This is a genomic window from Xenorhabdus bharatensis, from assembly GCF_037996705.1.
GTDB classification, from domain to species: Bacteria; Pseudomonadota; Gammaproteobacteria; order Enterobacterales; family Enterobacteriaceae; genus Xenorhabdus; species Xenorhabdus bharatensis.
On sequence record NZ_JBBMXG010000001.1, the window covers coordinates 351,562 to 377,806 of the forward strand.

At 41.6% G+C, this 26,245-nt stretch carries 16 protein-coding genes; 2 read left to right on the forward strand and 14 right to left on the reverse strand.

The annotated features are described in order from the left end of the window. Nucleotides 1–5: 5 nt before the first annotated feature. The 9 genes from AAC855_RS01460 to pbpC form a co-directional block, all read right to left on the reverse strand. Nucleotides 6–626, reverse strand: a complete 621-nt coding sequence (locus tag AAC855_RS01460) for a YfgM family protein (RefSeq protein WP_340607870.1) — start codon at nt 624–626, stop codon at nt 6–8. Nucleotides 627–637: 11 nt separating this feature from the next. Next, nucleotides 638–1,915, reverse strand: a complete 1,278-nt coding sequence (gene hisS / locus AAC855_RS01465; RefSeq protein ID WP_340607871.1) for a histidine--tRNA ligase — start codon at nt 1,913–1,915, stop codon at nt 638–640. Between the two features lie 116 nt (nt 1,916–2,031). Next, complete coding sequence (ispG, locus tag AAC855_RS01470) at nt 2,032–3,153, reverse strand: flavodoxin-dependent (E)-4-hydroxy-3-methylbut-2-enyl-diphosphate synthase (RefSeq protein ID WP_099121859.1); 1,122 nt, start codon at nt 3,151–3,153, stop codon at nt 2,032–2,034. Nucleotides 3,154–3,301: 148 nt separating this feature from the next. Next, a complete protein-coding gene (gene rodZ / locus AAC855_RS01475) occupies nt 3,302–4,372 on the reverse strand; it encodes a cytoskeleton protein RodZ (protein ID WP_340607872.1) in 1,071 nt (356 codons plus the stop codon). A gap of 143 nt (nt 4,373–4,515) precedes the next feature. After that, complete coding sequence (locus AAC855_RS01480; RefSeq protein WP_340607873.1) at nt 4,516–4,959, reverse strand: fimbrial assembly protein; 444 nt, start codon at nt 4,957–4,959, stop codon at nt 4,516–4,518. A 71-nt stretch (nt 4,960–5,030) separates the two neighbouring features. Then, nucleotides 5,031–6,227 carry a dual-specificity RNA methyltransferase RlmN gene (gene rlmN, locus AAC855_RS01485; protein ID WP_340607915.1) on the reverse strand — a complete coding sequence of 399 codons (1,197 nt, stop codon included), beginning with the start codon at nt 6,225–6,227 and terminating at the stop codon, nt 5,031–5,033. Nucleotides 6,228–6,549: 322 nt separating this feature from the next. Further along, nucleotides 6,550–6,978, reverse strand: a complete 429-nt coding sequence (ndk, locus tag AAC855_RS01490; RefSeq protein ID WP_340607874.1) for a nucleoside-diphosphate kinase — start codon at nt 6,976–6,978, stop codon at nt 6,550–6,552. A gap of 420 nt (nt 6,979–7,398) precedes the next feature. Then, entirely contained in the window at nt 7,399–7,725 is a 327-nt protein-coding gene (locus AAC855_RS01495; RefSeq protein WP_340607875.1) for a hypothetical protein, read from the reverse strand. 184 nt (nt 7,726–7,909) lie between these two features. Further along, entirely contained in the window at nt 7,910–10,231 is a 2,322-nt protein-coding gene (gene pbpC / locus AAC855_RS01500; RefSeq protein WP_340607876.1) for a peptidoglycan glycosyltransferase PbpC, read from the reverse strand. A gap of 768 nt (nt 10,232–10,999) precedes the next feature. Here pbpC and AAC855_RS01505 point away from each other — a divergent pair. Beyond that, nucleotides 11,000–12,565 (forward strand): hypothetical protein, encoded by a 1,566-nt coding sequence (locus AAC855_RS01505; RefSeq protein ID WP_340607877.1) that lies wholly within the window; start codon nt 11,000–11,002, stop codon nt 12,563–12,565. A gap of 421 nt (nt 12,566–12,986) precedes the next feature. Continuing rightward, nucleotides 12,987–14,285, forward strand: a complete 1,299-nt coding sequence (locus AAC855_RS01510; protein ID WP_340607878.1) for a hypothetical protein — start codon at nt 12,987–12,989, stop codon at nt 14,283–14,285. Nucleotides 14,286–14,344: 59 nt separating this feature from the next. On the opposite strand, the gene AAC855_RS01515 is transcribed toward AAC855_RS01510, so the two are convergent. The 5 genes from AAC855_RS01515 to pepB all read right to left on the reverse strand — a co-directional run bounded on the left by AAC855_RS01515 (nt 14,345) and on the right by pepB (nt 26,217). Further along, a complete protein-coding gene (locus AAC855_RS01515; RefSeq protein ID WP_340607879.1) occupies nt 14,345–18,316 on the reverse strand; it encodes an inverse autotransporter beta domain-containing protein in 3,972 nt (1,323 codons plus the stop codon). 429 nt (nt 18,317–18,745) lie between these two features. Then, on the reverse strand, nt 18,746–23,806 hold the full coding sequence (locus tag AAC855_RS01520) for an alpha-2-macroglobulin family protein (protein WP_340607880.1): 5,061 nt from the start codon (nt 23,804–23,806) through the stop codon (nt 18,746–18,748). A gap of 66 nt (nt 23,807–23,872) precedes the next feature. Further along, complete coding sequence (locus tag AAC855_RS01525; RefSeq protein ID WP_340607881.1) at nt 23,873–24,301, reverse strand: enhanced serine sensitivity protein SseB C-terminal domain-containing protein; 429 nt, start codon at nt 24,299–24,301, stop codon at nt 23,873–23,875. A gap of 128 nt (nt 24,302–24,429) precedes the next feature. Further along, complete coding sequence (locus tag AAC855_RS01530; protein WP_340607882.1) at nt 24,430–24,870, reverse strand: GNAT family N-acetyltransferase; 441 nt, start codon at nt 24,868–24,870, stop codon at nt 24,430–24,432. Between the two features lie 21 nt (nt 24,871–24,891). Continuing rightward, nucleotides 24,892–26,217, reverse strand: a complete 1,326-nt coding sequence (gene pepB / locus AAC855_RS01535) for an aminopeptidase PepB (protein WP_340607883.1) — start codon at nt 26,215–26,217, stop codon at nt 24,892–24,894. Between the last annotated feature and the right edge of the window lie 28 nt (nt 26,218–26,245).

The window sequence follows — 26,245 nt, forward strand, 5'->3', positions numbered from 1 at the left end:
CTCCCTTAGTTGGATAAATTATCTAGTTTAACTTGCATTCTCTCTTTCAAAGCCTGAGCTCCCTGAGATTCCAACCCTCTGGAGTATGCTTCACGCGCACCTGCTGTATCGCCTTTCTTCGCCAGAATATCACCCCGGATATTCTCAACGATGATTTGCCATCCTTTGCTTTTTACCTGCTCCAGCGTTTTTAATGCAGCATCAGTTTTATCTTCTGCTAACTGCATGCGGGCCAGACGAATATCAGACAAAGCCTGCATATCCTGATCCTTAGCTTTACCTGAAGCAGTCAGCAAGTATTTCTCTGCCTGCGCCAGATCATTCTTATCAGCCGCATGTTTTGCCAGTTCCATATCGGCCATCACACCGTAGATATTATTCGTTTCGTTAGCGAATTTCTCTGCGGCCGCGATACCTTCTTTCGAACCTGATGCCAATGACTGGTTCATTTGCTCAAATGCCGTTGCAGTATCTTGTAACTGATTTGTTTGATGAGATTGCCAGTAACGCCAACCAACAATTGCCCCAATCCCCAGTACTAAACCAACAGCAATATATTTACCGTTGTTAACGAGAAAACGCTTTATTGCATCAACTTGTTCAGTTTCAGTGGTATAGACTTCCACAGAGTCTCTCCTTAGCCTAACAGTTCGCTCAAACGTGCTGCGATCGTTTGTTGTGGTAATGTTTGTTGCTCACCATTGCGTAAATCTTTCACGGTGACATTACCTGTACTAATTTCATCTTCCCCTAAGAGCAGGGCAATTTTGGCACCGTGCTTACCGGCACGCCCCAGTTGTTTCTTAAAGTTACCGCCGCCGTGATTGGTCATCAGGCGTAATTCCGGTAATTCATCACGGATTTTCTCTGCCAGAATCAGTGCTGCCTGTTGGCTGCCTTCCCCGAAGGAAGAAAGGTAAACATCTGCAACAGTGAGGTCAGCGACAAATTCAGGATTTACTTCCTGAACCAATAGGATCATACGTTCCATGCCCATGGCAAAGCCGACCGCAGGTGTTGATTTCCCACCCAGTTGCTCAACCAGGCCATCATAACGCCCACCGGCACAAACAGTACCCTGCGCACCTAAAGCAGAAGTGACCCATTCAAAAACTGTGCGGTTATAATAATCAAGACCGCGTACCAGACGCTGGTTGATACGATACTGAATACCTGCAGCATCCAGATTCCGGCACAGGCCGTCAAAGTGTTCTTTTGACTCTGCATCAAGATAATCAAACAGAGCCGGAGCATCGTTAAGAAGTGCCTGAACATCCGGATTTTTAGAATCCAGCACACGCAATGGGTTAGTATACATGCGACGAAGACAATCTTCGTCCAATTTATCTTTATGCTGCTCAAGGAAAGCAACCAGAGCATCACGATAATTTGCCCGGGCTTCCAGAGAGCCGATAGAATTCAACTCGAGTGTCACATGCTCAGCAATCCCCAACTCACGCCACCAGCGCGCAGTCATTAAGATCATTTCAGCATCAATATCCGGCCCCTGAAGACCAAACACTTCAGCACCCAATTGATGAAACTGACGATAACGGCCTTTTTGCGGGCGCTCATAACGGAACATCTGGCCGATGTACCATAAACGCTGTTCCTGATTGTACAGCAGACCATGTTCGATACCGGCACGAACACAACCAGCAGTGTTTTCCGGGCGCAGTGTCAGGCTTTCTCCGTTGCGGTCATTAAATGTGTACATTTCTTTTTCGACCACATCAGTCACTTCCCCGATAGCCCGCTTGAATAACGGGGTCTGCTCTACAATCGGTGTTCTGATTTCACTGAAGCCATAACCAGCCAGCACACGCTTTATTGTAGATTCAACACGTTGCCAAATCGCTGTTTCAGCAGGAAGGCAGTCGTTCATGCCACGAATAGCCGAAATGTTTTTTGCCATGTTTTATCTCTTATTAATATTTTTACGATAGAGTCGATTATAAAAGCGAATATTCTCAAGGTTCAATCAGCAAACAAAATAATACCGACTCAAATAACATGAGCCGGTATTGAATTTTACTTTTCGAGCTGATTGATGCTGATCCGTTTACTGGCATCAAGGATCGCAGCCTTAGCCCGGATTTTCGCTTCAAGCTGGTCAATCAAATCATTATTATTGAGACGTTCTTTCTGACGGACGCCATCTTCATAAAAACCACTTTTTGTTTTTGCGCCGGTCACGCCCAATGTAGAAACTTCCGCTTCTCCGGGACCATTAACAACACAGCCGATGATGGAAACATCCATCGGTGTGATCAAATCTTCAAGGCGTTGTTCAAGCGCATTTACTGTACCGATAACGTCAAATTCCTGACGAGAGCAGGTCGGGCAGGCAATGAAATTGATGCCTCTTGAACGAATGCGCAGTGCTTTCAGAATATCAAAGCCAACTTTAACCTCTTCTACCGGATCCGCCGCCAGAGAGATACGCAAAGTATCCCCAATACCTTCGGACAACAGCATACCCAAACCGATTGAAGATTTCACCGCACCAGCACGGGCACCGCCTGCTTCGGTAATGCCTAAATGCAGCGGCTGATCAATTTTCTGAGCCAGCAGACGGTAGGCACCTACAGCAAGAAAGACGTCAGATGCTTTAACACTGACTTTGAACTGATCAAAGTTAAGGCGGTCAAGAATATCCACATGACGCATAGCCGATTCCACCAATGCTTCTGGTGTAGGCTCTCCATATTTTTCCTGTAAATCTTTTTCCAAAGAACCGCCATTAACCCCAATACGGATTGGTATATTATGATGGCGGGCGCAATCTACAACCTGACGGATTCGCTCTTCATTACCAATATTTCCGGGATTAATACGCAAACAGTCAACACCGTATTCAGCAACTTTTAATGCAATACGGTAATCAAAATGGATATCGGCAACTAACGGGACATTGACTTGCTGCTTGATGAGTTTAAAGGCCTCCGCCGCATCCATGGTTGGCACCGAAACACGGACAATATCAACACCTACACGCTCCAGCGATTTAATCTGATTAACGGTCGCTTCAACATCTGTTGTCCGTGTGTTCGTCATTGACTGCACCGCAATAGGTGCATTATCTCCAATAGGTACATTACCGACATAGATACGTGTGGATTTACGTCTTGTTATCGGTGATTCATTATGCATTTTTACATTACTCCCCTACATCCCTGTATTTTATTTATAAAAATTACAACTATGCTGTGGTGAATAATACACATAGACGAACCTGAACCCCAGTTCAACATTCGTCTCAAAGTATGTGCCCAGTAAAAAGTCAAAGCCATAAATCCGCTTATGGCAGTGTCAGCCTGGCATTGGTGCCTTTCTTAATAAACGCATCCATATTCACACGTTTTCCCTGAAACTCTATCTCGACCTGCGCAGGTGCCCCGATATTAAGTGAATAAGGTAAAGCACCTGATAATTTCAGGCTATCGCCCTTACTTTTAGTACCACTAAACAACTTCTTACCGTTGGCATCTTTAATTTCCAGCCAGCATCTGCCTTTGAAATTAAATGCCAATTCATTACTGTTCGTGACACTGGACTGATTTTCGGTTGTTGATAAGGGATTTGTTGGTACAGGATTCGTTGATGGCACAGCGCCTGGTGTTATATTCGTTGCAACCGAATTCTCTGCTCCCTGATTTACCGGAGCAACACCAGTGGAAGCCGTATTACCAGAAGTTGTCAACGTCTGACTAACCGACTGTGGCACTGAATTAGTCTGAGTTGATGAAGAAGCCCCGGAAGATAATGGCTCCTTACTGTCTGTAGCGGCACTATTTAATGGAACTAGTGCATTTTTCTCTGTTTGAGCTGTACCAGATTGCTCTTCTGTTGCATTTAAGGTGGAACTGGCTGTCACAGGTTGAGTATCCGTCAGTTCGCTGGCAGACTTTTGTGCTCGTATATCAGACTGTTCTGTCATTGAAACCAAGTCTTTTTGCTGAATATTGTAATTCTGCCACCACCACACACCCGTCATACCCAATAACACAATAATGACAAGCCATGTGAATTTCATTAGCCAGCCATCACGTTTCTTACGTATTTTTTGGGCAGAAAAGCTCTGCATCTGAGATGTTTTTACGGCCTTATGCTGCATCTGTACATCTAGCTTGGCTAAGATCTCAGACTCAGGCACCTGAACAAGTTTCGCATAAGCACGAATATAACCACGAAAAAATGTGGGTACGATATTGTCAGGAATATTATCTTCTTCAATATCACGAACAGTGGACACTTTAAGACACAAGCGATCTGCCACAGTCTGCTGAGAAAGCTCATGTTTTTCACGAGCCTGACGCAAGATCTGACCCGCTGTCAGATTAGCTTCTTCTGGATGAGTTTCAGTCTTCATTATCTAAGGACACTGGTACTGTTCAGGTTAAAATATTCACACAAGTTAATTGACTATCAGACACAATTTAACTTGTGTAGCGAAATCATTTCATACTGCATAAAACGTAGGCAATCATTTGTCACAACTCCTACTTATTGCAATTATTCACCGCAATGGGTATAGAAGCCGGTGTTACTCTTTCTAACCAACTTATCTGTGACCAAATTGTCCGAGACCAAATTTTTAGCTTCTTTATACCGTCTTTGTTCACAGAGAAAAACGTAATAATGACCTATTACAGTATCATCTCCTGGCCCGTACTGCATTGCCATTCTGTAGTGACGGTCGGCGGATTCAGGCTGGCCCGCATATTGTTCATGCAACGCCATCCCCAAATGAGCTTGCGGATGACGGGGTTCAGCCAGTAAAACTTTCTGAAAATGAAACCTGGCAGCCGATAAATTACGTTCTGCCAGATATGCCTTCCCTAACTGTAATCGGGTATCTACTGCAACAGCACGATGAGACTGGCTTTGAGGGTGTTCCGCACAACCTGCTACCAGACTCAAACAAACTATAGACCAAATTATTGATTTCCGTATCATATCATTTTCATTTATAAGGATATGTCAAACTTCGCCAGATTTTTAGCCAATTACAAGAATTGAACAAAAAATTAGACTGTTTTTACCTGAATAGGTTCACCTGCCAGACGTTTTCTCATTGTCCGCTTGGTTCTGTCGATAACATCGCCAGCCAGCTGCCCACAGGCTGCATCGATATCATCGCCTCTCGTTTTACGCACGATGGTAGTAAAGCCATACCCCATCAGTACCTTGGAGAAACGGTCAATCCGGCTGTTGGAGCTGCGCCCGTAAGGTGCTCCGGGGAACGGGTTCCAGGGGATCAGGTTAATTTTACTTGGTGTATCTTTCAGGCACTCGGCTAATTGGTGAGCCTGTTCCACGCTGTCATTGACGTGATCGAGCATCACATACTCGACCGTCACCCGCCCCTGATTAGCATTAGACTTCGTCAGATAGCGGCGGACGCCCGCCAGAAACTCTTCGATATTGTACTTACGGTTAATCGGTACAATTTCATCACGGACATCATCAGTGGGTGCATGGAGAGAAATTGCCAGTGCGACGTCGATCATATCACCCAGTTTATCCAGTGCAGGCACTACGCCGGATGTAGACAGGGTTACGCGACGTTTTGACAGGCCAAATCCAAAATCATCCATCATGATTTCCATGGCCGGTACCACATTGTTCAGGTTCAGCAACGGCTCACCCATGCCCATCATCACCACATTGGTGATTGGACGGCGACCACTGGATTTCAGCGAACCAATAATTTTAGCGGCACGCCAGACCTGACCAATAATTTCAGAAACACGCAGGTTGCGGTTAAAACCCTGCTGGGCAGTAGAGCAGAACTTACATTCTAAAGCACACCCTACCTGAGATGAGACACACAGTGTCGCCCGGTCATCTTCCGGAATATAAACTGTTTCGACCTGTTGATCGCCAACAGTAATTGCCCACTTGATAGTACCATCCGAAGAACGCTGTTCTTCTGCAACTTCAGGTGCTCTGATTTCAGCAACCTGCTGTAGTTTTGCTCTGAGCACTTTATTGATGTCAGTCATTTGCTCAAAGTCGTCATAGCAATAGTGGTACATCCATTTCATGACCTGATCGGCACGAAAAGGTTTTTCCCCCATTTCAATGAAAAACTGACGCATTTGTTTGCGGTTGAGATCAAGCAAATTAATTTTGCCGCTTGTCTTATCCCGCGTAAAAGTCTTATCAGGTGTGAAAGAAGTGGCAGAAGTTGAAGATTGTTCGGCTGTATTAGGTTGGGACATTGTCTGGGACATATTGTTACATCGCCTCGTTGTTACACTTTCGGCTCTGTGCTGATGGTATTTCAGCACTAAGTTTTCATGCGGTGGCTACTGATTCAGTAAACAGACTTCATATTCAATAAACATAACTCAATATATATTCTCTTTTGCGAAAACATATCCAGCGTTAATCGTTTATTGAAATGAAATAATAAACGCCCCGCTAAGTCAAATCAGCGGGGCGCGACATTGTACAAACTTTACTGTTCAGATGCTACGAGAACTAAACATCCCGACCATCTTTCAGGTCGCCTTTTTGAAGCGGCTCGAAACTTATTGAATATCAGCTGCGAGAGAAAACTTCATCATCACTGAAGAAGTAAGCAATTTCACGGTTTGCAGATTCAATGGAATCTGAGCCGTGTACCGCATTTTCAGTAAAGCTATCTGCATAATCAGCACGCAGAGTACCGGCCAGCGCGTTGTCCGGGTTAGTTGCACCCATCAGATCACGGTGACGCTGAACTGCATTTTCACCTTCCAGAACCTGTACCATGATTGGGCCGGATGTCATGAACTCTACCAGACCATCAAAGAAAGGGCGGCCTTTGTGCTCGGCATAAAAACCTTCAGCCTGTTCACGAGTTAAATGCAGCATTTTAGCGGCGATGATTTTAAAACCGGCACTTTCAAAACGAGCATAGATGGAACCGATAGCATCTTTCTTCACAGCATTAGGTTTAATAATGGAAAAAGTACGTTCAATCGTCATTGGATAACCCCTTTGGCACTTTCAGCGATGATTCATTTTAATTTTTTGCTCCTCCTGATGACACAGAAGGACAGAATTTATCCTGTTTTCCTGACAGGAATAAAAATAGGCGTTGATTATAGGAGGAGACTTTCGGCTTGCCTACAAAAAACACAACATTTTATTAAAACATTCTTAGCGAAAATGATAATTTTTTAGCACAAATCACATTTTTGCAGTACAAACCAATTAAAGACAATACGAGTTAAACACATTTTCAGCACTAACCCCTATTTCAGATATCTTACTTTTCTATCAATATGCACTGTCTTATTGATTCATTTTATAAAAAAATGCCTATGCAGACGATAATTTCCCGCATAGGCATTCTGACCAAGATCATTGACTTAATGCTTTATATCATTATTTAAACAGTATCAGTTACAAAACCGTGTCTTTCACACACTGAATAAAAGGCTTAACCTGCTCTTGTCTTTTCTCATCTAATGGTTTTTTAGTTTCATCAGAAACTTCAAATTGCCCTTTAAACTGCTCATTACTGTCTTTTGTTGTCTTATCAGAAGTGCCGATAATGCTAATGGTATATTTATGCCCTTCAGGTAATAAATGTGTGCATTTTTTCAATGCGCCCTGATTAACCACTTCTTTAATGACTATTTTATTATCAATATCTTTTGTTGATGTATCTGCTAAAGAAACGGGTACATAAAATAACCCCAGCAACAAAGCATATGAAACAACTTTCATCTTTATTTCCTCACTGGTTGAATTAATTTACACCTATTAGATAAATTGACACTGACTGACTCAACACCTTTAAATCTCAATATATTCCGAACAGAACAGCAATAAGTTTACTTTAAAACAAAAAATACGATTAATTTTTTGTCTATAGCGAAATATTTGACCTACTCCACAAATCGTAACCGAATCATTTTAATACAAAATTGATTATGCTGATTTGCCCACTCAGATCTAAAACACTAAGCTGATATTTTCCTGACTGTGACAATGTTTTCGTCCACGACTGGTTATTTTCAGTCACGGTAACCTGCTCACCATTCAAAAACCACCATTGCTGACCATGACCGCCTTGTGTTGCTACCCGCAGATCCAGCGTCCGTTTACCGGGCAAGCGAGTCAAAATATCCCCTTCTCGGATACCGGTAATCAATAACGGTGCGTCATCTGCTTTCATTGGCGGGCATTGAGGATTAATTGGAGGTAGCCGATTCACACGGCGCTCTTTTTCTGGCAGCCATGCTTCCAGTGCAATAGGCCATAAAGCGATTGTTTCGGGTCGGGCATCAGGGCAATCCGCAGCAACACGCAAACCGTTTTTATCGATCCATATCTGTTCATGGATACCCGAAATAGATTCCTGCCCTGTAGATGGCAGCGTCGGCGGGATGGTGTTATCCAGAATCCAACTTAAACGGCGCTGACGGCAATTGCTGTTTTCCGACCGGAATGCCGTACCACTCGGCCAGCAAATAACGGCCTGACTGACATTCTCCGGCCGCGGATCAACAGGAATAGGTTGCGAGCCATAGTGCAAGCCAGCCATCAATAACCCATGAATCTGATTCATGATAGGAATTGCAGTCGCATAACCAGACTGCCCGGCTACCGGTGTTCCGTCTGGTCTGCCGACCCAGACACCGATGGTATATCGGGCATTTAAACCGATTGCCCATGCGTCACGATAGCCATAACTCGTGCCTGTTTTCCATGCCAGTGGCACTTCGGCAGGTAAGACATTATCCGGTAGCGGGCGGCTTTCTCCTGCCATAATCCGCCTGACAATCCAGGCTGCTCCCGGAGTAAAAAGCTGTCTGTCCCGCAGTTCCTGCTGTGAAGTAAAGCGTAACGGAGAAACTTTTCCCTGACGGGCAAACGCGCTATAAACAGAAACCAGCTGATCCATACGAACCGAAGTTCCTCCCAGAATCAGCGCCAGATTCGGCTCACTTCCCAGAGGGAAACGCAGCGTCATGCCTGCATTACGCAAATTGGCAGTAAACCGTTTCGCGCCATAGGCCTCGAGAAGCTGTACTACCGGCAAATTTAGTGAACGAGTCAGTGCCTCACTGGCGCTGACCGGGCCATTAAACCCACTATCAAAATTTCCCGGCCGATAATTATCGAAACGGCGGGGAACATCCTGTAAAAGAGATTCCGCATGGATCAGGCCATCATCCAAAGCCATTGCATACAGAAACGGTTTTAACGTCGAACCCGGAGAGCGCCATGCGCTGACCATATCAACATGACCAAAACGACTGTTATCCTGAAAGTCCGCCGAGCCAATATAAGCCTTCACTGTCATATCCGTATGATCGACCACCAGCACACCAATTGATGTTTTTTCCGCTAACTGATATTTCCAGTTAAGCACCATATCTTCCAGTTGGCGCTGCAAACCGGTATCAATAGTAGTTCGGATGATTTCCTGCCGATGATTGAGAGCCATTCGTCTTGCTAAAAGAGGGGCAAGCTGAGGAACCTGACGGGGAGCCAGCCACAGATTTTCTTCCTCGATATCCGCTACTTTTTCTGCTGACCAGACACCATATTGCTTCAATCGCTGCAATACCTTGTCACGGGCAGCCTGAGCCCGCTCAGGATAGCGATCCGGCCTTAAACGACTAGGAGCCTGCGGTAACACTGCCAGTAACGCAGCTTCACCGGATGACAAATCTGACGGCGATTTTCCCAGATAAGCCCAACTTGCCGCACCAATGCCCTGCAAAGTACCGCCAAATGGCGCCCGGTTCAGATACATCTCCAGAATCTCATCTTTCGAATAGTGCCACTCTAATTGCAGAGTACGCCAAAGCTGTTTGAGTTTTCCGCCAAAAGTACGCGAATGAGGATCAATCAAACGGGCAACCTGCATAGAGATCGTGCTTCCCCCCGATACGATTTTTCCGGCACGGATATCCTGCCAAGCTGCCCGTAACAATGAAGCTGGATTCACTCCCGGATGCTGGTAAAACCAGCGATCTTCATAGGTTAACAAAGCCTGAATATATTCAGGGGAAACTTGCTCTAAAGTCACGGGATAACGCCAGATCCCTTCGCTATCAGCAAAGCGCCATAAAGGTGAACCGTCAGCGCCTACCACAACGCATGCGGCGGGGGCGTTTTTCAGTGGCAAAGGCCAGATTTTGTCGGCTAACCATAAAGAGGTGAACAATATGAGTAAGATAGCCGGAGTGATCAGACAGATGCGGTAGAAATATCTTTTCATTAACACTGTATCCAAAAAAAACCTTTATTTTCAACAGAAAAATCTGATTAAACAAAGTTACCATATCAAAATTGATATAGTTTTCTCTCAACACGTATAACAAAAAGCTATTATGCTATCCGACTCATACAATATGTTGAACTTGAAAAGTTTACATGACTCAATCAGATTAAGCGACACAGTTGCAACATATTGGTTTATTCCGAAGTTTCCAAAAGATACTATGGAGTTATCGACACTTTTATTGAATATGAATACTATATTTGATAAGACTAACATATTGAACATGAAGCCTATTTATAAAAACCCTATCACATTAAAGCTATAAATCCGATAAAAATGCGAGTTACCATATTAATAATTATTAAATTAAGTTTTTTAGTGTTTTCTTTATTATTAGTATTGCATTTATTTTATATATCTAGGATACTTTTAAATAACTTGAATTCAATAAAATCATAATAATTTAATCATTTATTTAAGATGAAGCTTAGTAATATAAAAATTAATTGCTTATCTTTCTAGTTTTTTGGAGATTAATAATAAAAACTTCCCCATAGGTAGAATGTATTAATTTATTGTTGCAACATTAAATTAATTAGAAAAAAGAAATACCTTTTATCTCTATAAAAATCAAACAAACTACATTTACAAATTATTTGAAATATTAAATTTAATTATGTATCACAAGCTCAATAAAAATTTGTTACATTAGCGACTATAAAAGACACTTTACTTTACGTAGTAAAATAAAAGAGAGGAATACATATGTCTGCTGGAGAAATAACAATAACAACACGAGATGGTACAGTATTATCTAATAATTCAACTTTGATTGTGGACCAGACATTACATTTAAATATCACTTTTTCAGGAGGAGAAAAAGAGTTCACAAAAAATGACAAGGTATCTATAATTTACGAGGGGGATTGGATAACGATTCCTAACGGAAAAGATTTACCCGTTATTATAGATCCCAGTGACAGAAAGAAGGCTTCGGTTAACAATATTCAAGTGAATATAAAATCAGGTGCATATACAGAGCAGTCAATTACCATAGAAACAACCAATTCTGACTATTCATCTAGACCGTTTAAATATAAAATTAAAGACATAGAGGATGAAAGTTTAACGTTAATTATAGATAAATTCTATATGAAAACACCTATTACTCAAAATAACCCAGGCCAAGATAATAAAAATAGAACGATGGTATCTACAGTAGTAAAAGATGGAAAAGGAAATGGAATCCCTAATTTAAGTGTTACAATATCATCAGATGATAAAGGAAGTTTATCACAGCTAGCACTAATGGATAATACATGGAAAACATTAGAAATTACCAATGACTCTGATGATTATGAACAGTTTAAATTGACTACAGATGAGAATGGTGGTTTAGTTTTTTATGCATTTCCTCAATTACTTAGATCTGTTACATTGACATTTTTTAGTAAAGCAGAAGGATTAGATTCAACCCTCCAATCTTATCCCTTATTTGTTTTAAATGAAGAAGTTGATAACAATGGTAATAATTTACGTTCTCCTATGATATTAGAATCAGAAGGTGGAAATTTATCCCCTCAAAAAGATGAAAAATTATTTCATATAAAGATCCCATCTTATCATCATGCTGAAATATCTGATTACATCCTATTTTTTGTAAATGGAGTTCAGTCTGGTCTTTATACTAAACTCTCGAAATTAACAAATTTAAATAGCTATGTATATACTTTGCCATATTCGATATTTCCTTTATTAACAAAGAGTAAATTTAGCTATGCTATTGCAAAACTATCAGCAAACAGTCAATTTTCCAATAAACTTTTAGTTAAATACCATGGCGGTTCAGAGAACAAGCCAAACACCGATATCAATAGAAAATTTGTTCTTCCTGATATATATTCTAGTGCAGGCATAGACCCTTATAACATTATAAAAAATGGTCATTTAATTAATTATGACGAAATTTCTAATTATATAAAAAACAATGATGGAGCCACTATATATTTAGTGATTGAAGCTGACTCAACCGATATTAACAAAGTGAACCCTGGTGATGATATACATATAAATATTTATATTAACTCCTCGAATAAAACACCTATAAATGTACCTTACCGACTAACTATACCTAAAGCAGAACAAGGAAACTCATCTCAAGGAATTCTACCACTTCCTATTTCCCTGATAGGAAATAATGATTCATATACAACAGGTAAATATGGTACTATTTACTTTGAATATTATAAAGTGGATGGAGAGAAAAAAATATACAGTCAATATTGGGGTGGCTATATAGATACTGTTCTACCCGGTCAATTTAATGATTAATAATTATATAAAATTCAAAATTTAATAGAATTATATCATCACCATAACATATTAATATGATAAAAAATAAAATTGAATTTTTAACGCAATCAATAGATAATAATTAATTACAACTCAACTAAATCTGAGTTATTTAATTATTATTGAATACATTAATACATTAACAGAATAAGAAAATTGAACATTAAATTTCAGGTTATTTACACTTTATTGTCTATAAAAATAAAATTCAATATATACAAAACAATAATAAATTACCCCGTCGCAAGCGACGAAAAAAAACAAAGGGATTTAATTATCTTTATTTTATTTCCCATTGGGTTAATAAAATAATTATATTAATAATATCTGAAATGGCATTTTCATACATCTTTTACTGTTAATACAGAAACCTTACACATAAGATGAATACATAAAAAATATGCCAAACTTTAAACTTAAATCGCCTAGCTACCCTCAATCTGAGGCGGGAATAATAGATGTAACAGCTCAAAAAGCAATGGGAGCTCCCTACATAACAATGGAGCTTCCTGATTATGGTAACCAAAAAATCGGAGATAGAATAGTCGGTTACCTAATCAACAGCCATGGAGAAATAATCTCCTCACATCCTCGTGTAGTCAATGATACAGATACAAATGTATATGAAATTCAATTTCAGATACAAAAATTCACCATAAGTGATGTTTATCAAGGATATTATACCGTAACTAAATTATCTGGTAACACATCATGTTCCGAAATATCCAATATAGTAATGGCAGCAAAAATAGTACCAGTTTATAGTGATTGTTCACCCGAAAATGAAATATATGTTAGAACAATATTTACTTACTCTATTAATAATCAACAATATCTTTTTCGCCAGAATCAATGTGATCATCTAGTAACTGTGAATGAACTAAATGAAGGGGGAAAGCAGGGTGAAAAAACATCTACTGGACAAATATGGATAAACTTTTATGATTTAATCTTTCCTTTTGTCATTGATGAAACTCAATATATATTTTGTTTTGCAAAAAATTTCATTAATAAGTCTGAGAGCACTTACAAATCCTATTGGATGATTTCAAAAATAGATAAAAAAGGATACATAGAAATAACAGATCATGGTTATTGGGATAGTTGTTACGATGTTGGTTTTTCATACAATATTGGCGAAGAGAAATTTATTTACCTTCATAGTAAAAATAAAAACAGCGAAAATAAATACCCTTATATTATACATAAAATACTTCCCTATGGTAAGATGTTGAAAGAGCCGATAAAAGAAAGCAGCTGGGAATATTTCTATGGCTCAACATTCTTTTTTGCAATGGGAGGGAAAGAATATATATATGTCCATACCGAAAATGGTCTACATGAACATACTTATTATTTCAATGAAGATGGAACGATAGGAAAAATGGATTATAACAATACTTGGTTATATTATTATTATCCATCCTTCCCATATTCTATAGGAAAAGATTATTATTATGCCGGACAAAGGAGTGCAGATAACTATTGTTTTATATCCAATATATATCCAGGTGGAAATGCTGAACAAAAAAATGAATACCTAGAGCAATGGGACACATTTTATCAATACCAGATCCCATTCTCTATTGATGGACACCAGTATTTTTTGAGGCAAGATCAAAGTAAAAACAATTGGCATATTACAGAGCTTTTTTCTGATCTTACAATGAGTGATACTGATTCTGCCAACAATCAATAAACTCCCTTTCATACAGCTCTATCGCATTAGTAGAACAATGTGATAGAGTTTTTTCAAATTTATTTCATTACACAAAGTACTACGCCCTCTCCATCTCTTGTCTCTCTACCATTAGATGAATTATATGATAAATAGGATATTCCATTATAAACAAAAAAGTATCCTATTTCAGAAGGAACTTCTGTGGTGACCTCATCCAAAATACCCCATTCGTAGCTATTCGGAAATTCTACTGCCAATCCAGTATTATTAGATGTAGTAATATCCCCACTAAGATTAGGTGTGACAAGTTTATCTGTTTCACAATTTTTAGAATAATTAAAATAATAGCCTGTTCTATATGGATTTATGAAGAAAAATCTTTTAACTGAGGTAGTATAAAAATATATTTGTTTTGTTTTATTTTTCTTTATTACTAACGCTTCTATTCTGGAATCCCCTGGAGCTAAGAATGATATATTTCCACTATTATCATCAATAGAAACAGATTTGGAGTTACTTGAACTAAAAATAATTGATTCATCTATCACTGGATTATAAATATCTTCACCAGTTGCAGTTTTCATTTTCCCAACCAAACTAGAAAATGCATTAGTAGGATGATTCAATCTTCCTTCAAACCTATGAATTGATGGTTTATTAATATTATACATAAACATACCAGCTGCTTTCGGAACAGCATCGAACTTTCTATTATCACTAATTTTTCTTATTTCTGAATCTATAGTTAACTCTAATTTAAAATCATCAATTCCAACATTGCTTTTTACTTTAGCAATTAATTCTCCTTTTGAGTTAGTGGTATTAGATACTATATCTACACTTATACCATTAGTACCATGAGGTAATATATCCCATTTTACTTTATCAAAAGAATAATTTGGTAATATATTTTCTGTTTTTTTATTAAAAATGGTAGCCACATACATATATGTATCAGAATCATTAGCTTTTAATGGGCCAGATGGAGATATATCAATATTTATCTCTAATTCAGTTTTATCCAATATGAATTGGACCGGCTTAGCTAAGGTGGGAGATGACTGCTCCTCTACTTCCAGAGAAACTACTACATTATCGACCACTTCAGTACTTCTAAGTGTAGCTGTAAGCGTTCCCCCTGATCCCGCTTTATCCTCTCCATCCTTGAACGTGAACTCTAGTCCTGGAGTATGATTATTTATGTTCCATTGAATGTTAGAAATAATCTGACCTCCCTGTACGGCCTTGCCATCTTGATCGATGATATAGGCGGTATACGTATAGGTATCTTTATCATTGGCCAGCTGAGCGTGTGTAGGCGGATCCACAGTGATGGCTTTGACTATATATTTTGTTGGGTCGGCCTGAAAAGACACTTTCCGCTCTGCTGGCGTCGGCTCGGCCTGCCCTTCCACCCTCAGCGAAACTCCGATATCCGTAATAATATCGGTACTGCGTAACGTGGCGATAAGTGTTCCTCCCTGCCCGGCCTTCTCTACGCCATCTTTGAACGTAAAGGTGAGTTTCTTCGAGGGGTTATCTATGCCCCACTTAATCCCAGCGATCACGGTGTCTTCCGGCACCGCATGCCCATCCTGATCGACGATATGGGCGGTATATGTATAGGTGTCTTTATCATTGGCCAGCTGAACATGTGTAGGCGGATCCACGGTGATGGCTTTGACCCTATATTTTGTTGGATCGGCCTGAAAAGACACTTTCCGCTCTGCTGCCGTCGGCATTGCCTGCTCTTCCACGCTCAGCGAAACCCCAATATCCGTAATAATATCGGCACTGCGCAACGTGGCGATAAGTGTTCCTCCCTGTCCGGCCTTCTCTTCGCCATTTTTGAACACAAAGGTGAGTTTCTTCGAAGAATTATCGATTCCCCACTTAATTCCGGCGATAGCTGTGCCTTCCTGAACGGCATGCCCATCCTGATCGACGATATGGGCGGTATACGTATAGGTGTCTTTATTATTGGCCAGCTGAACGTGTGTAGGCGGATCCACGGTGATGGCTTTGACCCTATATTTTGTTGGATCGGCCTGAAAAGACACTTTCCGCTCTGCTGGCGTCGGCGCGGCCTGCCCTTCCACGCTCAGCGAAACTCCGATATCCGTAATAATATCGGCACTGCGTAACGTGGCGATAAGTGTCCCTCCCTGCCCAGCCTTCTCTTCGCCATCTTTGAACGTAAAGGTGAGTTTCTTCGAGGGGTTATCTATGCCCCACTTAATCCCAGCGATCACGGTGCCTTCCGGCACCGCATGCCCATCCTGATCGACGATATGGGCGGTATACGTATAGGTGTCTTTATCATTGGCCAGCAGCGAGCCTGCTGGCTCTACGGTGATGTTATTAACATGATATTGGTTAAACACCACAGTCCCTATTTTCTGCCGTGGTGCACCATCCAACTGTATATAAACGAAAACTTTTTTGTGTGCTTTTTTACTAGTTAAAGTATTAAGTATCAAATTTCCTTCTTCATCTGCCAGTTTACCCTCATCATTCGTTTTGGCAGGACCATTTTTCCATGTAAATTCTAATCCAGATTCATCGCCTAAAGGCGGATCAGTTATCCAAGTCACCTTATTTATGCTGGCATTTTTAACAAACTCTCCGGAAGGTGCTCCGCGATAAGTAATAATGGGATCACTAAATGTATATCCATTTTTTTCATTACTTGTAATATTCACTTTTTCATCGATTAAAAAAGGCACAACATTTATCTTGGTCTGAACAGTTTGTTTCCTTCCCTGATTATCAGTGATCAATACATCAAGCTCGTAATCGCTTTTATGCGTTTCCTGATAACTGGGAAGCGTAATAATAATACTCCTGCCTGATTCTGGCGTGAGTTTCCCGTCATTTTCTTTAAATGCTTTATCTGGCACAGACCAGCTAATATCTTTGATATTTGCATAAGATCGGATAGGAGCATTAACAATTATTTCCTGCTGGCCATATCCGCTAATTGGGTCTAGCTTGTACAGTTCATCTTTTTCTCTTTTTTTATGATCCAAAATAATATAATTATTTCTTTCAACCAAATCATGGCGGCTGCCTATCAATGTCCGCATAGATGCGACATTAGCAGGTGATAACTGAGTACTTAATGGAATTCCGAATTTATAATTTAAGTTTGTCAGAAACTGGGTTTCAGTGTGGCCTTCTTCACCTTGCCGATAACTTGCACCAATTGTGATTAGCGGAATCGGGGTATACATCAGATCTAGTTTAGTTTGGCTGGGGTTTTTCTGTTTCGTATCACGGTTAAATAAAGTGACATTATCACCAAAATATTGCTCATAGGTCAGCTTCATTCCCAAGTTAGGATAAGCCGATAAAAAAAACTCGCCATTAATGTCATAACCGGTGGCAGGGCGTTCATGATAATCCTCAAAATTCCGGGATTCTTGCCAGTTACTTAAGCGATGATAAGTATTAGCGGAAAATTTAATATAATCGGCCCAAATTTCCCCCCCTAACCCTAATCGCCGGTTGTTTCCTGTTACATCATAATCATAGAAAGTGTTTAAACCATACATCCAGTTCTTATCAAAATAGCGGCTACCTAAACCTAAGTTAACCGTATTTCGGCTATCTTTATTGCGATAACCCAACTGGGAAAAAAACAGCCAATTTTCTTTGTTATCATAAATCGGTAGTAAAAGGTCAATTGAATTATTCTTTAGAGTCCATTCACGGTTTAATCCAAAGTTAATTCCCACAGTACCATACTGCGATAACCACTTTTGTACTTCAGAAGATACGGTACTGTTAAATTTATTCAATGTATAGGATGTTGCTTGCTCCACCAGTTCTGAGGAGGAGGAAGACAAAATATGGCTTACTGTCCGGGCTGTGTTATCAATATCAGGTGGGGTATCAAGCTCTGAAGTATCACTAGCTTTTTTAAAATGGGTATACACGTCCTCAGATTTTATAGTATCTTCCGCTGAAGCGTTAAATACTGAAGAGGGCATTAATAATGTGTAGAAGAAAACAAAGAAACTAATAGTTTTTCTTGCATATGAAGACATGTATGAATACCCCAGAAATTTTCACATTAACTAATAATATTAATTTGTTTTTTCATTTCTTTTATAACGTTCACTTATTCCCAATTATTAATACTAGTCAAAAAAATCAAATTATCATTATTAATCTTCGATAAAGCCCATCTAAGCTGTTATGTGGAGCACAAAGTAATAAATTGCTGTTCGCTATGGCTGGTAGCTAAAGAACAATGTGAAAGGTTAAATATTTCGCGGGTATTTAATCAATGTTGTGCTTATAAACTATGTTTTGTAAGGAATAATTACAGGAAGGATTTAGTTAACAAGATTTTTATAGCAATAATCGTCAAAGCTTCATCCATGATTTTGGTCTGTAGTTACCAAACCATAGATGAAGCTTTTTTCTAACTAAAATGGACTGCTATTACCAAATATCCTATGTATGCATCACAGTTAACGGACAACTTCCAGTTTTTCGCCTGTTTCACCCACGGCACGCCAGTAAGGTACGTACATGGATTCAACCTGTGGAGCCGGGATCTGATAAACCCCCGGTGCAACAGCACGGGCTAAATATAACAGGGTCACTGGCTGGTAAGGCTCTACAGAAACAGCGGCAACAAAACGATCATCCCGGTATTCCATATGACGAATATTCGCTCTTTGCATTCTGTAAACCATCTCCTGCAAGTCTATCGCGCTTTCTCTCAGGCTGGCGCTGCTGTATGCCAGATTTTGGTTTTCAAGCTCCAATCCTGCGGGCAGGAGATCCACAACCAGCGCATCTGAAACAGGTTGGGTCGCACTGATTTCCAGTTTTACAATCACCAGCTCGCCGCTGTTCAGGCGATCCGGCGTGTAAGTTTTACCCGCTAAATCAAGATAGGTACGCTTAATATTCAGTATGTTTGAATAAGGTTCTGGTTTTTGCAGAGGGTAACCCACCACATTCAGCCGTGAATACAGGGAATTATCCCCCCGATTACTTATCTCAATACCGTGCAGAAGCTGTTTGGCAGGCAAGGCGTTATTTAACGCAGTATCGCGGTTAATCGGTGGTATTTGTCGGTTAATGACAGCTTTCCAAGGCTGTTCACTGGCATCAATAAAATAACGTCCGGCCAGATAAAGCGCATTACTTTCCTGTGTTGAAAAGTACTTTCGGGACGAGAGTTCATTGGATAATGCAAGTAGCTTTTTATCCCGCTCTTTCTGCAAGATGTTGTTTTCAGTCAACAGGGCGACAATCAATGCATCGTCACGTATGGTGCTGCCGTAATCAAGCAATCCATAACCCGGTTGACGGGATTTAGACACACCGGAGTGAATGGCTTCATTGCCTCGGTTATCATCTCCCATCATTCTTAATGCTATGCCTAATTGCACCAGAGATAATCCACTATCAGCCTGCTCCCGCTGATCGTAGAGTTGTCTCAAGCTACTTAATGGCGCTTTCTGCTGGCTGGCTAAAACTAGACCTGCGTAAGCACGAACGGAAAACTGTGTTGCACTGTGCGAACCGCTATAGCGATCGTTGATGGTGTTTTTATCCTGCAAGTAACGCAGTAGCCGGTTATTGGCATTTTTCAGGGCATCAACCGGAATACTGTAGCCCTGCTGATTAGCACGGAACAGGAAATCTGCCGCATATGCGGTTAGCCAGAATTCTTCTTCACCATGACGATCCCAAAGAGAAAAACTGCCATCATGACGTTGCATACTCAGCAGATGCGTAATACCGGCGTCAATGGCTGCCCGACGACTTTCATCAGTTTGTGTCTTAATGCCCAGCTTTTTCAGTTCAGCTTCATTGGAATAGAGAGACGGATAAAGCCCGCTGATCGTCTGTTCCAGACAGCCATATGGGTAAGCATATAATTCGCGGATATAACGGGCGATTTGGAGTGGTGGCCTGCTGGTCAGTAAAAGCTGCCCTTCCAATGTTTCCGGTGCCAGACCTGTGATCGCATCCGGCGGTAACAGCCATTCTTCATCTTGCCGGATAACATCCGCAAACTGTCTGGTGACAGCAGGGTATGCAGGACGAACACCTATTTTCCAACTGTTTTTGTATTGCTGTATCTCGTTGGATACCTTCAGGCCGTCAACGGTCAGGAAAATTTCACCTTGTCCAAATCCATAATCAGCTTTAACCGGAATTTGAATCGTTACCCTTTTTCCTGTTTCCAGCGTGATGGTGTTATTCGCAGATCCCTGTAATTTTATCAGCCCGGTTGTAGCAAAATTCAATGTCAGCTTTTGTGGCTGCTCAGTGAGATTAGTGAGATCTAATGCCAGTTGAGATTGATCACCACCAGCCATAAAACGCGGTAATGACATCTGCGCAACCACTGGTGCGGCTACAGTAACTTTGCGTTCACTGTTTCCGAATTCGTCATCGCTCCATGCCTGCGCCATTAGCCTGAGTTCACCATTAAAGTCAGGGATTGGTAACGTAATCTCCCCTTCGCCATCAGCATTCAGGCTAATAGGCTTAGCCTGTTCCGCCAGAATATTGACGACTGTCAGTGGTTTTTTACCGCCTCTTTCCGGTTCACCTTCACCAACATCACCACCAAAGCGTAAGTTTGCCTTGCGCCCTTCACTTTCAATCAGATGTCCGTAAACATCATACTGGTCAACGCTATAACGCTTACGTCCGAAAAATGCCTCATAGGGATCCGGTGTTTTAAAGTCAGTAATACTGAGGACACCTGAATCAACAGCAGAAAGCAGTACATAAACCTGCTTTGGCAACTCCCTGCCTTTTTGCGGTGTTACCTTAATTTTGACAGAAAGGTCCTGATTTGGGCGTACTTTGTCTGGCGCGCTGAGTGTCAGATCCAGCTTACGCCCTTCATCCATTAGTGGTAAGTGTAAGACGCCGATTGCCCGCTTTGATGTTGCCTGACGGCTTTTATCTCCCGGTCGTACGACAACAGCAGTCAGATACAGATCATGACGTGCCCATGATTGATTAATCGGTACATCAATATCCAGACCTTGTGTTGGCACGTTAATTTCCTGCCACCATAACGGACCATCACTGGATTCGAGTAATAAATAGCCTTTACCTGCCTGTGGGGCAGCTATATGCAGTTTGACTTTATCCCCCGGTTTATACGCAGGTTTATCCAGTGATAATTTGACCTGATCCGGCCGGACGGCTCCTGTTCCCTCAGTATTATCCTGCCATGAATAACCGGCCCAAAAGTTCAGACTGGTGATAAGTTGATTTTTCTGATTCACAACTTCGATACGATAAGAACCCCATTTAACCGGAAAGCTGATTTTTGCTGTACCCTCTTCCACAATTTGAACAGGCTCATCTGCCATCATCAGATCTTTCTGATCATATCCCGAATCCCAGCCACCGTCGTCAGACCAGCGCCAATAATAATCACGGCGTTCGTATATCAAGCGAGCTCTCAAATCATTCGTAGCGTATTTTTTACCATTGGCATCCGCATAAACAACATCAAACTCCGCCAGTGAGTTTTCATTAACGTTATAACGGGATTCATAACGATCAGTGTAATAGTTATAATTCGATGTTTTATTGAACAGCGGGCGTATACCAACCAGTTTTTCAGCAGGCCAGACCGCCTGTTCAGCATGGCGTGTTACCGGCCGTCCGCCTGCTTCAAGCAGGCTGGCTTGTACGAGGATGCTTACCGGGGAAGAAACATATTTCCAGTTATCCTCACTGACAATAATGTCAGTTTTTCCTTCGCTATTCAGGGCTAAATCAAACTCATCCAGTGTTCTGCTTAACTCTTCTTCTTTCGACGAGCCAAATTCATATCCTGATAGCTTCGCTACTGCATCACGGTCCGGACGCATGAATAACTGGCCCTGTAGCCGATTTTCGGCTGCCGGAGCACCATACAAATAACGACCCGTAATGGAAAAATTAACACTTTCATTTTTCTGTATTGGTTGGCTATCCGTATTTCCTTTAATTTCTAAGGCCATACGTTCAGGCATAAAGTCTTCAACGTTGAATTTGTAATAACGTGGTGTGTTATCTCCCAAATCCAAACGCAGTGACCACATCCCGGTTTCAGCAGACTGTGGGATTGAATAACGATATTGATACAACCCATTTTCAGGTTGCCAGACAAAACTGCGCGCAACCTGATTATCGGATTTTAATATATCCACTTTTACCGGCTGGGGTTTCAACAAACGACCATCCGCATCGCGCAGTAAGCCATTAACAATCAATGTTTCGCCCGGACGATACAGATCCCGGGGGCCGAATACAAAAAACTGCCTGCTATACCCTTGTTCACCACCGATATCAAATTCAGACAGATCCAGTGCAGGGGATGACAGATCAATCATACTGACTTGCTCACCCTGCGTTGCCAGCAATAAGGCCGCTTTGGGGCTTTTTTCCAGTGTGGCGTGACCATTACTGTCTGTCGTGTTTTTTGCCAGAAGTTGCCCATTGATATCCAGTACACGAACCTCAACACCTTTCAGGCCGGAACCCTGTTCCAGTGATTGGGTAAAAACATCTATCTGATTCAGATAGCTATGCATTGAAACGCCAATATCACTCCGCGTAAACAGAATGGTCGGGTTAGTGTAAGCATATTTTCCGGCCTGCTGCATAACGGCCAGATAGGCACCACTCTTTTGCAACTCTTTGATATCGTTCAATGGCAATAACAATTTTTCACGGGTATTTGGTGTCGGGTTCAAGTCAAAGCGACCGGTATAGACTAAATCTGCATTTTCCAGTATTCGCTCAGAATTCCAGTAATTTATACCGCTGAGGTATCGCCCGCGAGCAATAAGCATGGGTAATGAAGCTTCTTTGATACGGAAAAAATTAACATCGACCCGATCAACATTCAGCGCCAGAACGGGTAAGCCTTCTGCTAGTTTACTGGGTAAAAGCACACCTTTACTGGCAAAACCGACAGCAGGTTCAATTGAGGCAGTCTGAAATTTTTTTTCATAGACATTGAACAGACTACGCCCGTTGATGCCCTGTAAACCGTCATCAACAGTTAATATTAATTCGCGCTTTGGAGGTAAATGGCGGAGTCTCAGCTCCATTTGGTTATCTGATAACTCCCATGCGCCATCTAGTTTGCCGGATTTAACATCAACCAAATGCACTCGCTGAGCAAAATTTTGGTCGGGATTCAGAGGAACAGAGAATGTGACAACCATTGCACTGGCACCATCCAACTGTACTTCTGAAGCGTCTAAAATGGTGACAGCTTTACCCGCATATTGCTCTTCCAGTGATTGGCGTGGCAGGGATGGGGTTGCTGGAGATTGTGTTGCTGGGGAGTGAGAACCGCGACTGGCGGTATCTGTTTTTTCTGAAGGTGTCGGAATTGCTGATGTTTCCGATTTTATACTGTTTTCATTATCCTGCGATTGATCGCATCCGGATAAAATACCTAGCGCAAAGAATGCAAACAAAGTAACAACCATTGACGTGATTGTGCGTTTTTTCCTTGTTGCCCATTGCCTCAGTTGATGTTGACACATAACCATAATCCTTATTGTTCACCGGCTGGCACTCATTCATTACACGATCCCTGTGTTAATTAATATTTATTGATTGAGTACAGGGATAGTCTCCCTCAGCCAACTGCCCAGTTTCCGTTGGTAGAAAGGCTGAGTATGTTGAATCAGGTAGTGGCTTATCCCGCCATCTTTTTCATCAAGCAGGCAAAAATCCACTGATTCATCTTCATTCAGGTGTTCACAAGCTACCTCTCCAGCAGCCTGGATCAGTATATTAATGTCACTGTCTGCCTGTATCCCACTCAGCTCCAGACCAATTAACAGATTAGGGTTTTCGTCCTGCCCTTTATCGTGTGCCATCACCAGAAAAGCACGGCGTACGGGTTTATGCTGCTTAAATAAATTAATCAGGGCTTCAATAAGCTGGACTGGTTGTTCTTCTAGTTGGCTGAGAGTAATACGACTTCCACTCGGAACCTCAATTTCAGTGGCAACGGCTTCGTTTGACAAGCTCATGAAAATCTCCGAACAGTATATATGTTGATACAGGTGTTAAAAGCAGGGTTATACCCAATAAAAAGCGCTAAATCATAGCCTCCCCACATGAGGAGGCCAGAAAACAGGAAAGCAGAAGTATTCAGATATCACAACATCTTATACATAAATATTCTGGCATTTCCCGCCGGTTTACAGGCGACTTTACCAAAAGCCGTGTATCCGTGTTTGAGATAAAACTCAGGTGCCTGAATGGACATCGTGTACAACGTCACAGCATGACAACCACGCTGACGGGCTTTTTCCTCAGCTTTTCTGAGTAACACACTGCCCAGTCTCTGACTTCTGAGTTCATCAGGGAGATAAAGATAGTTGACGAAAAGCATGCCAAGTGACGTTCGTCCGACTAAACCGCCAATCACTTCACCATCGCTATCCCGGATATAAATATCCAGAGGCTGGTTACCCTGCTCGCCCGTCTGCCTGATATTCCATTGATCGAGTAATTCACTGACCCGTTCACGCGCCTGTGGATCATCTTCGTCAGAATCCGTGATGTCAAAGTCGGGTAGCACAATGTCCTGATTCATTACATTTTCCTTCTCATGTGCTTATTTTGCTTTTGCCAGCAGTAAGTTGGCGATGGTACGGACACCACAACCTGTTGCACCTGCCGACCATTGTTCAACCGCAGATGAGCGATAAGTTGCTGAACAATCGATATGTACCCAGCCTTTTTTGTAATTCTCGACAAAATGAGACAGGAAAGCCGCGGCAGTACTTGCGCCAGCTGTGTGAGAAGGTGCAGCAATGTTATTCAAATCAGCAAAGTTGGATGGCAGTTGATTACGGTGGAATTCAGCCAATGGCAGACGCCAGAATTGTTCATGCTCTGTATCCGCTGCAACCAATAAATCCGCCGCCAGTTGATCATCAAAACTGAAAACAGAGTGGTAATCGTTACCCACTGCCATTTTTGCTGCACCCGTCAATGTCGCTGCATCAATAATCAAAGAGGCATTTTCTGCACTGGCATCAATTAAACCATCAGCCAGTACCAGACGACCTTCTGCATCCGTATTCATGACTTCAACGGTTTTACCGTTACGGTAGCGAATGATATCACCCAGTTTGAACGCATTCCCGCTGACCATATTATCCGCAATACACAGGAACAGTTTTACACGCTGTTTCAGGCCACGGCTGATCGCCAGTGCCAGCGCACCTGACAGCGTTGCTGACCCCCCCATATCTGATTTCATGGCTCCCATCGAGTTGGATGGTTTCAGGCTATATCCGCCTGAATCGAAGGTAATACCTTTTCCGACTAAGCAGGCAAAGACGGGTTCATTTTTGTTTGTTGTTGGGTTGAAATCCAGCTCCAGAAAAACAGGCACACGGGAAGAACCACGGCCGACAGTATGGACACCAACATAGCCCTGTTCATACAAAGCATCACCTTTTATGATGCGATAACTGATAGCATCTGGCGCTACATTGTTAATTAAATCAATAACACGCTGAGCAAGGTGCTCTGGCCCTAATTCTTCGGCAGGCAGGTTAATGGTATCACGCACCCAGTCGATGAATTTAATTCGATGTTCGAGTTCCTGTTTTTCTTCGACATTCAATTGCGGCCATTCAATAGTACGCAGCCCTTTTGGCGCCCGGAAACCCAGCCAAAATGCCCAGCTTTTTTCCAGATCCCAGCCTTCACCGGCCAAAGCAACATTATAGATACCTTGCCCATTAATTTTACGTCCGGCACGCTGGATCAACGCCAGTTCACTGTTTATGTCAGATTTCTCGCCTGACATATGGATCATCATTCCCTGATCATTTGAGCTAATTAACGCCTTTTCACCCCAGCATGCTTTAGCTGGCTCATAAGACAGAGTTATCGGCATGATTTGCGCCGGTATAGCGTTTTTGGTCATTATCTTTCTCTCTTCTGATTTTATTTTT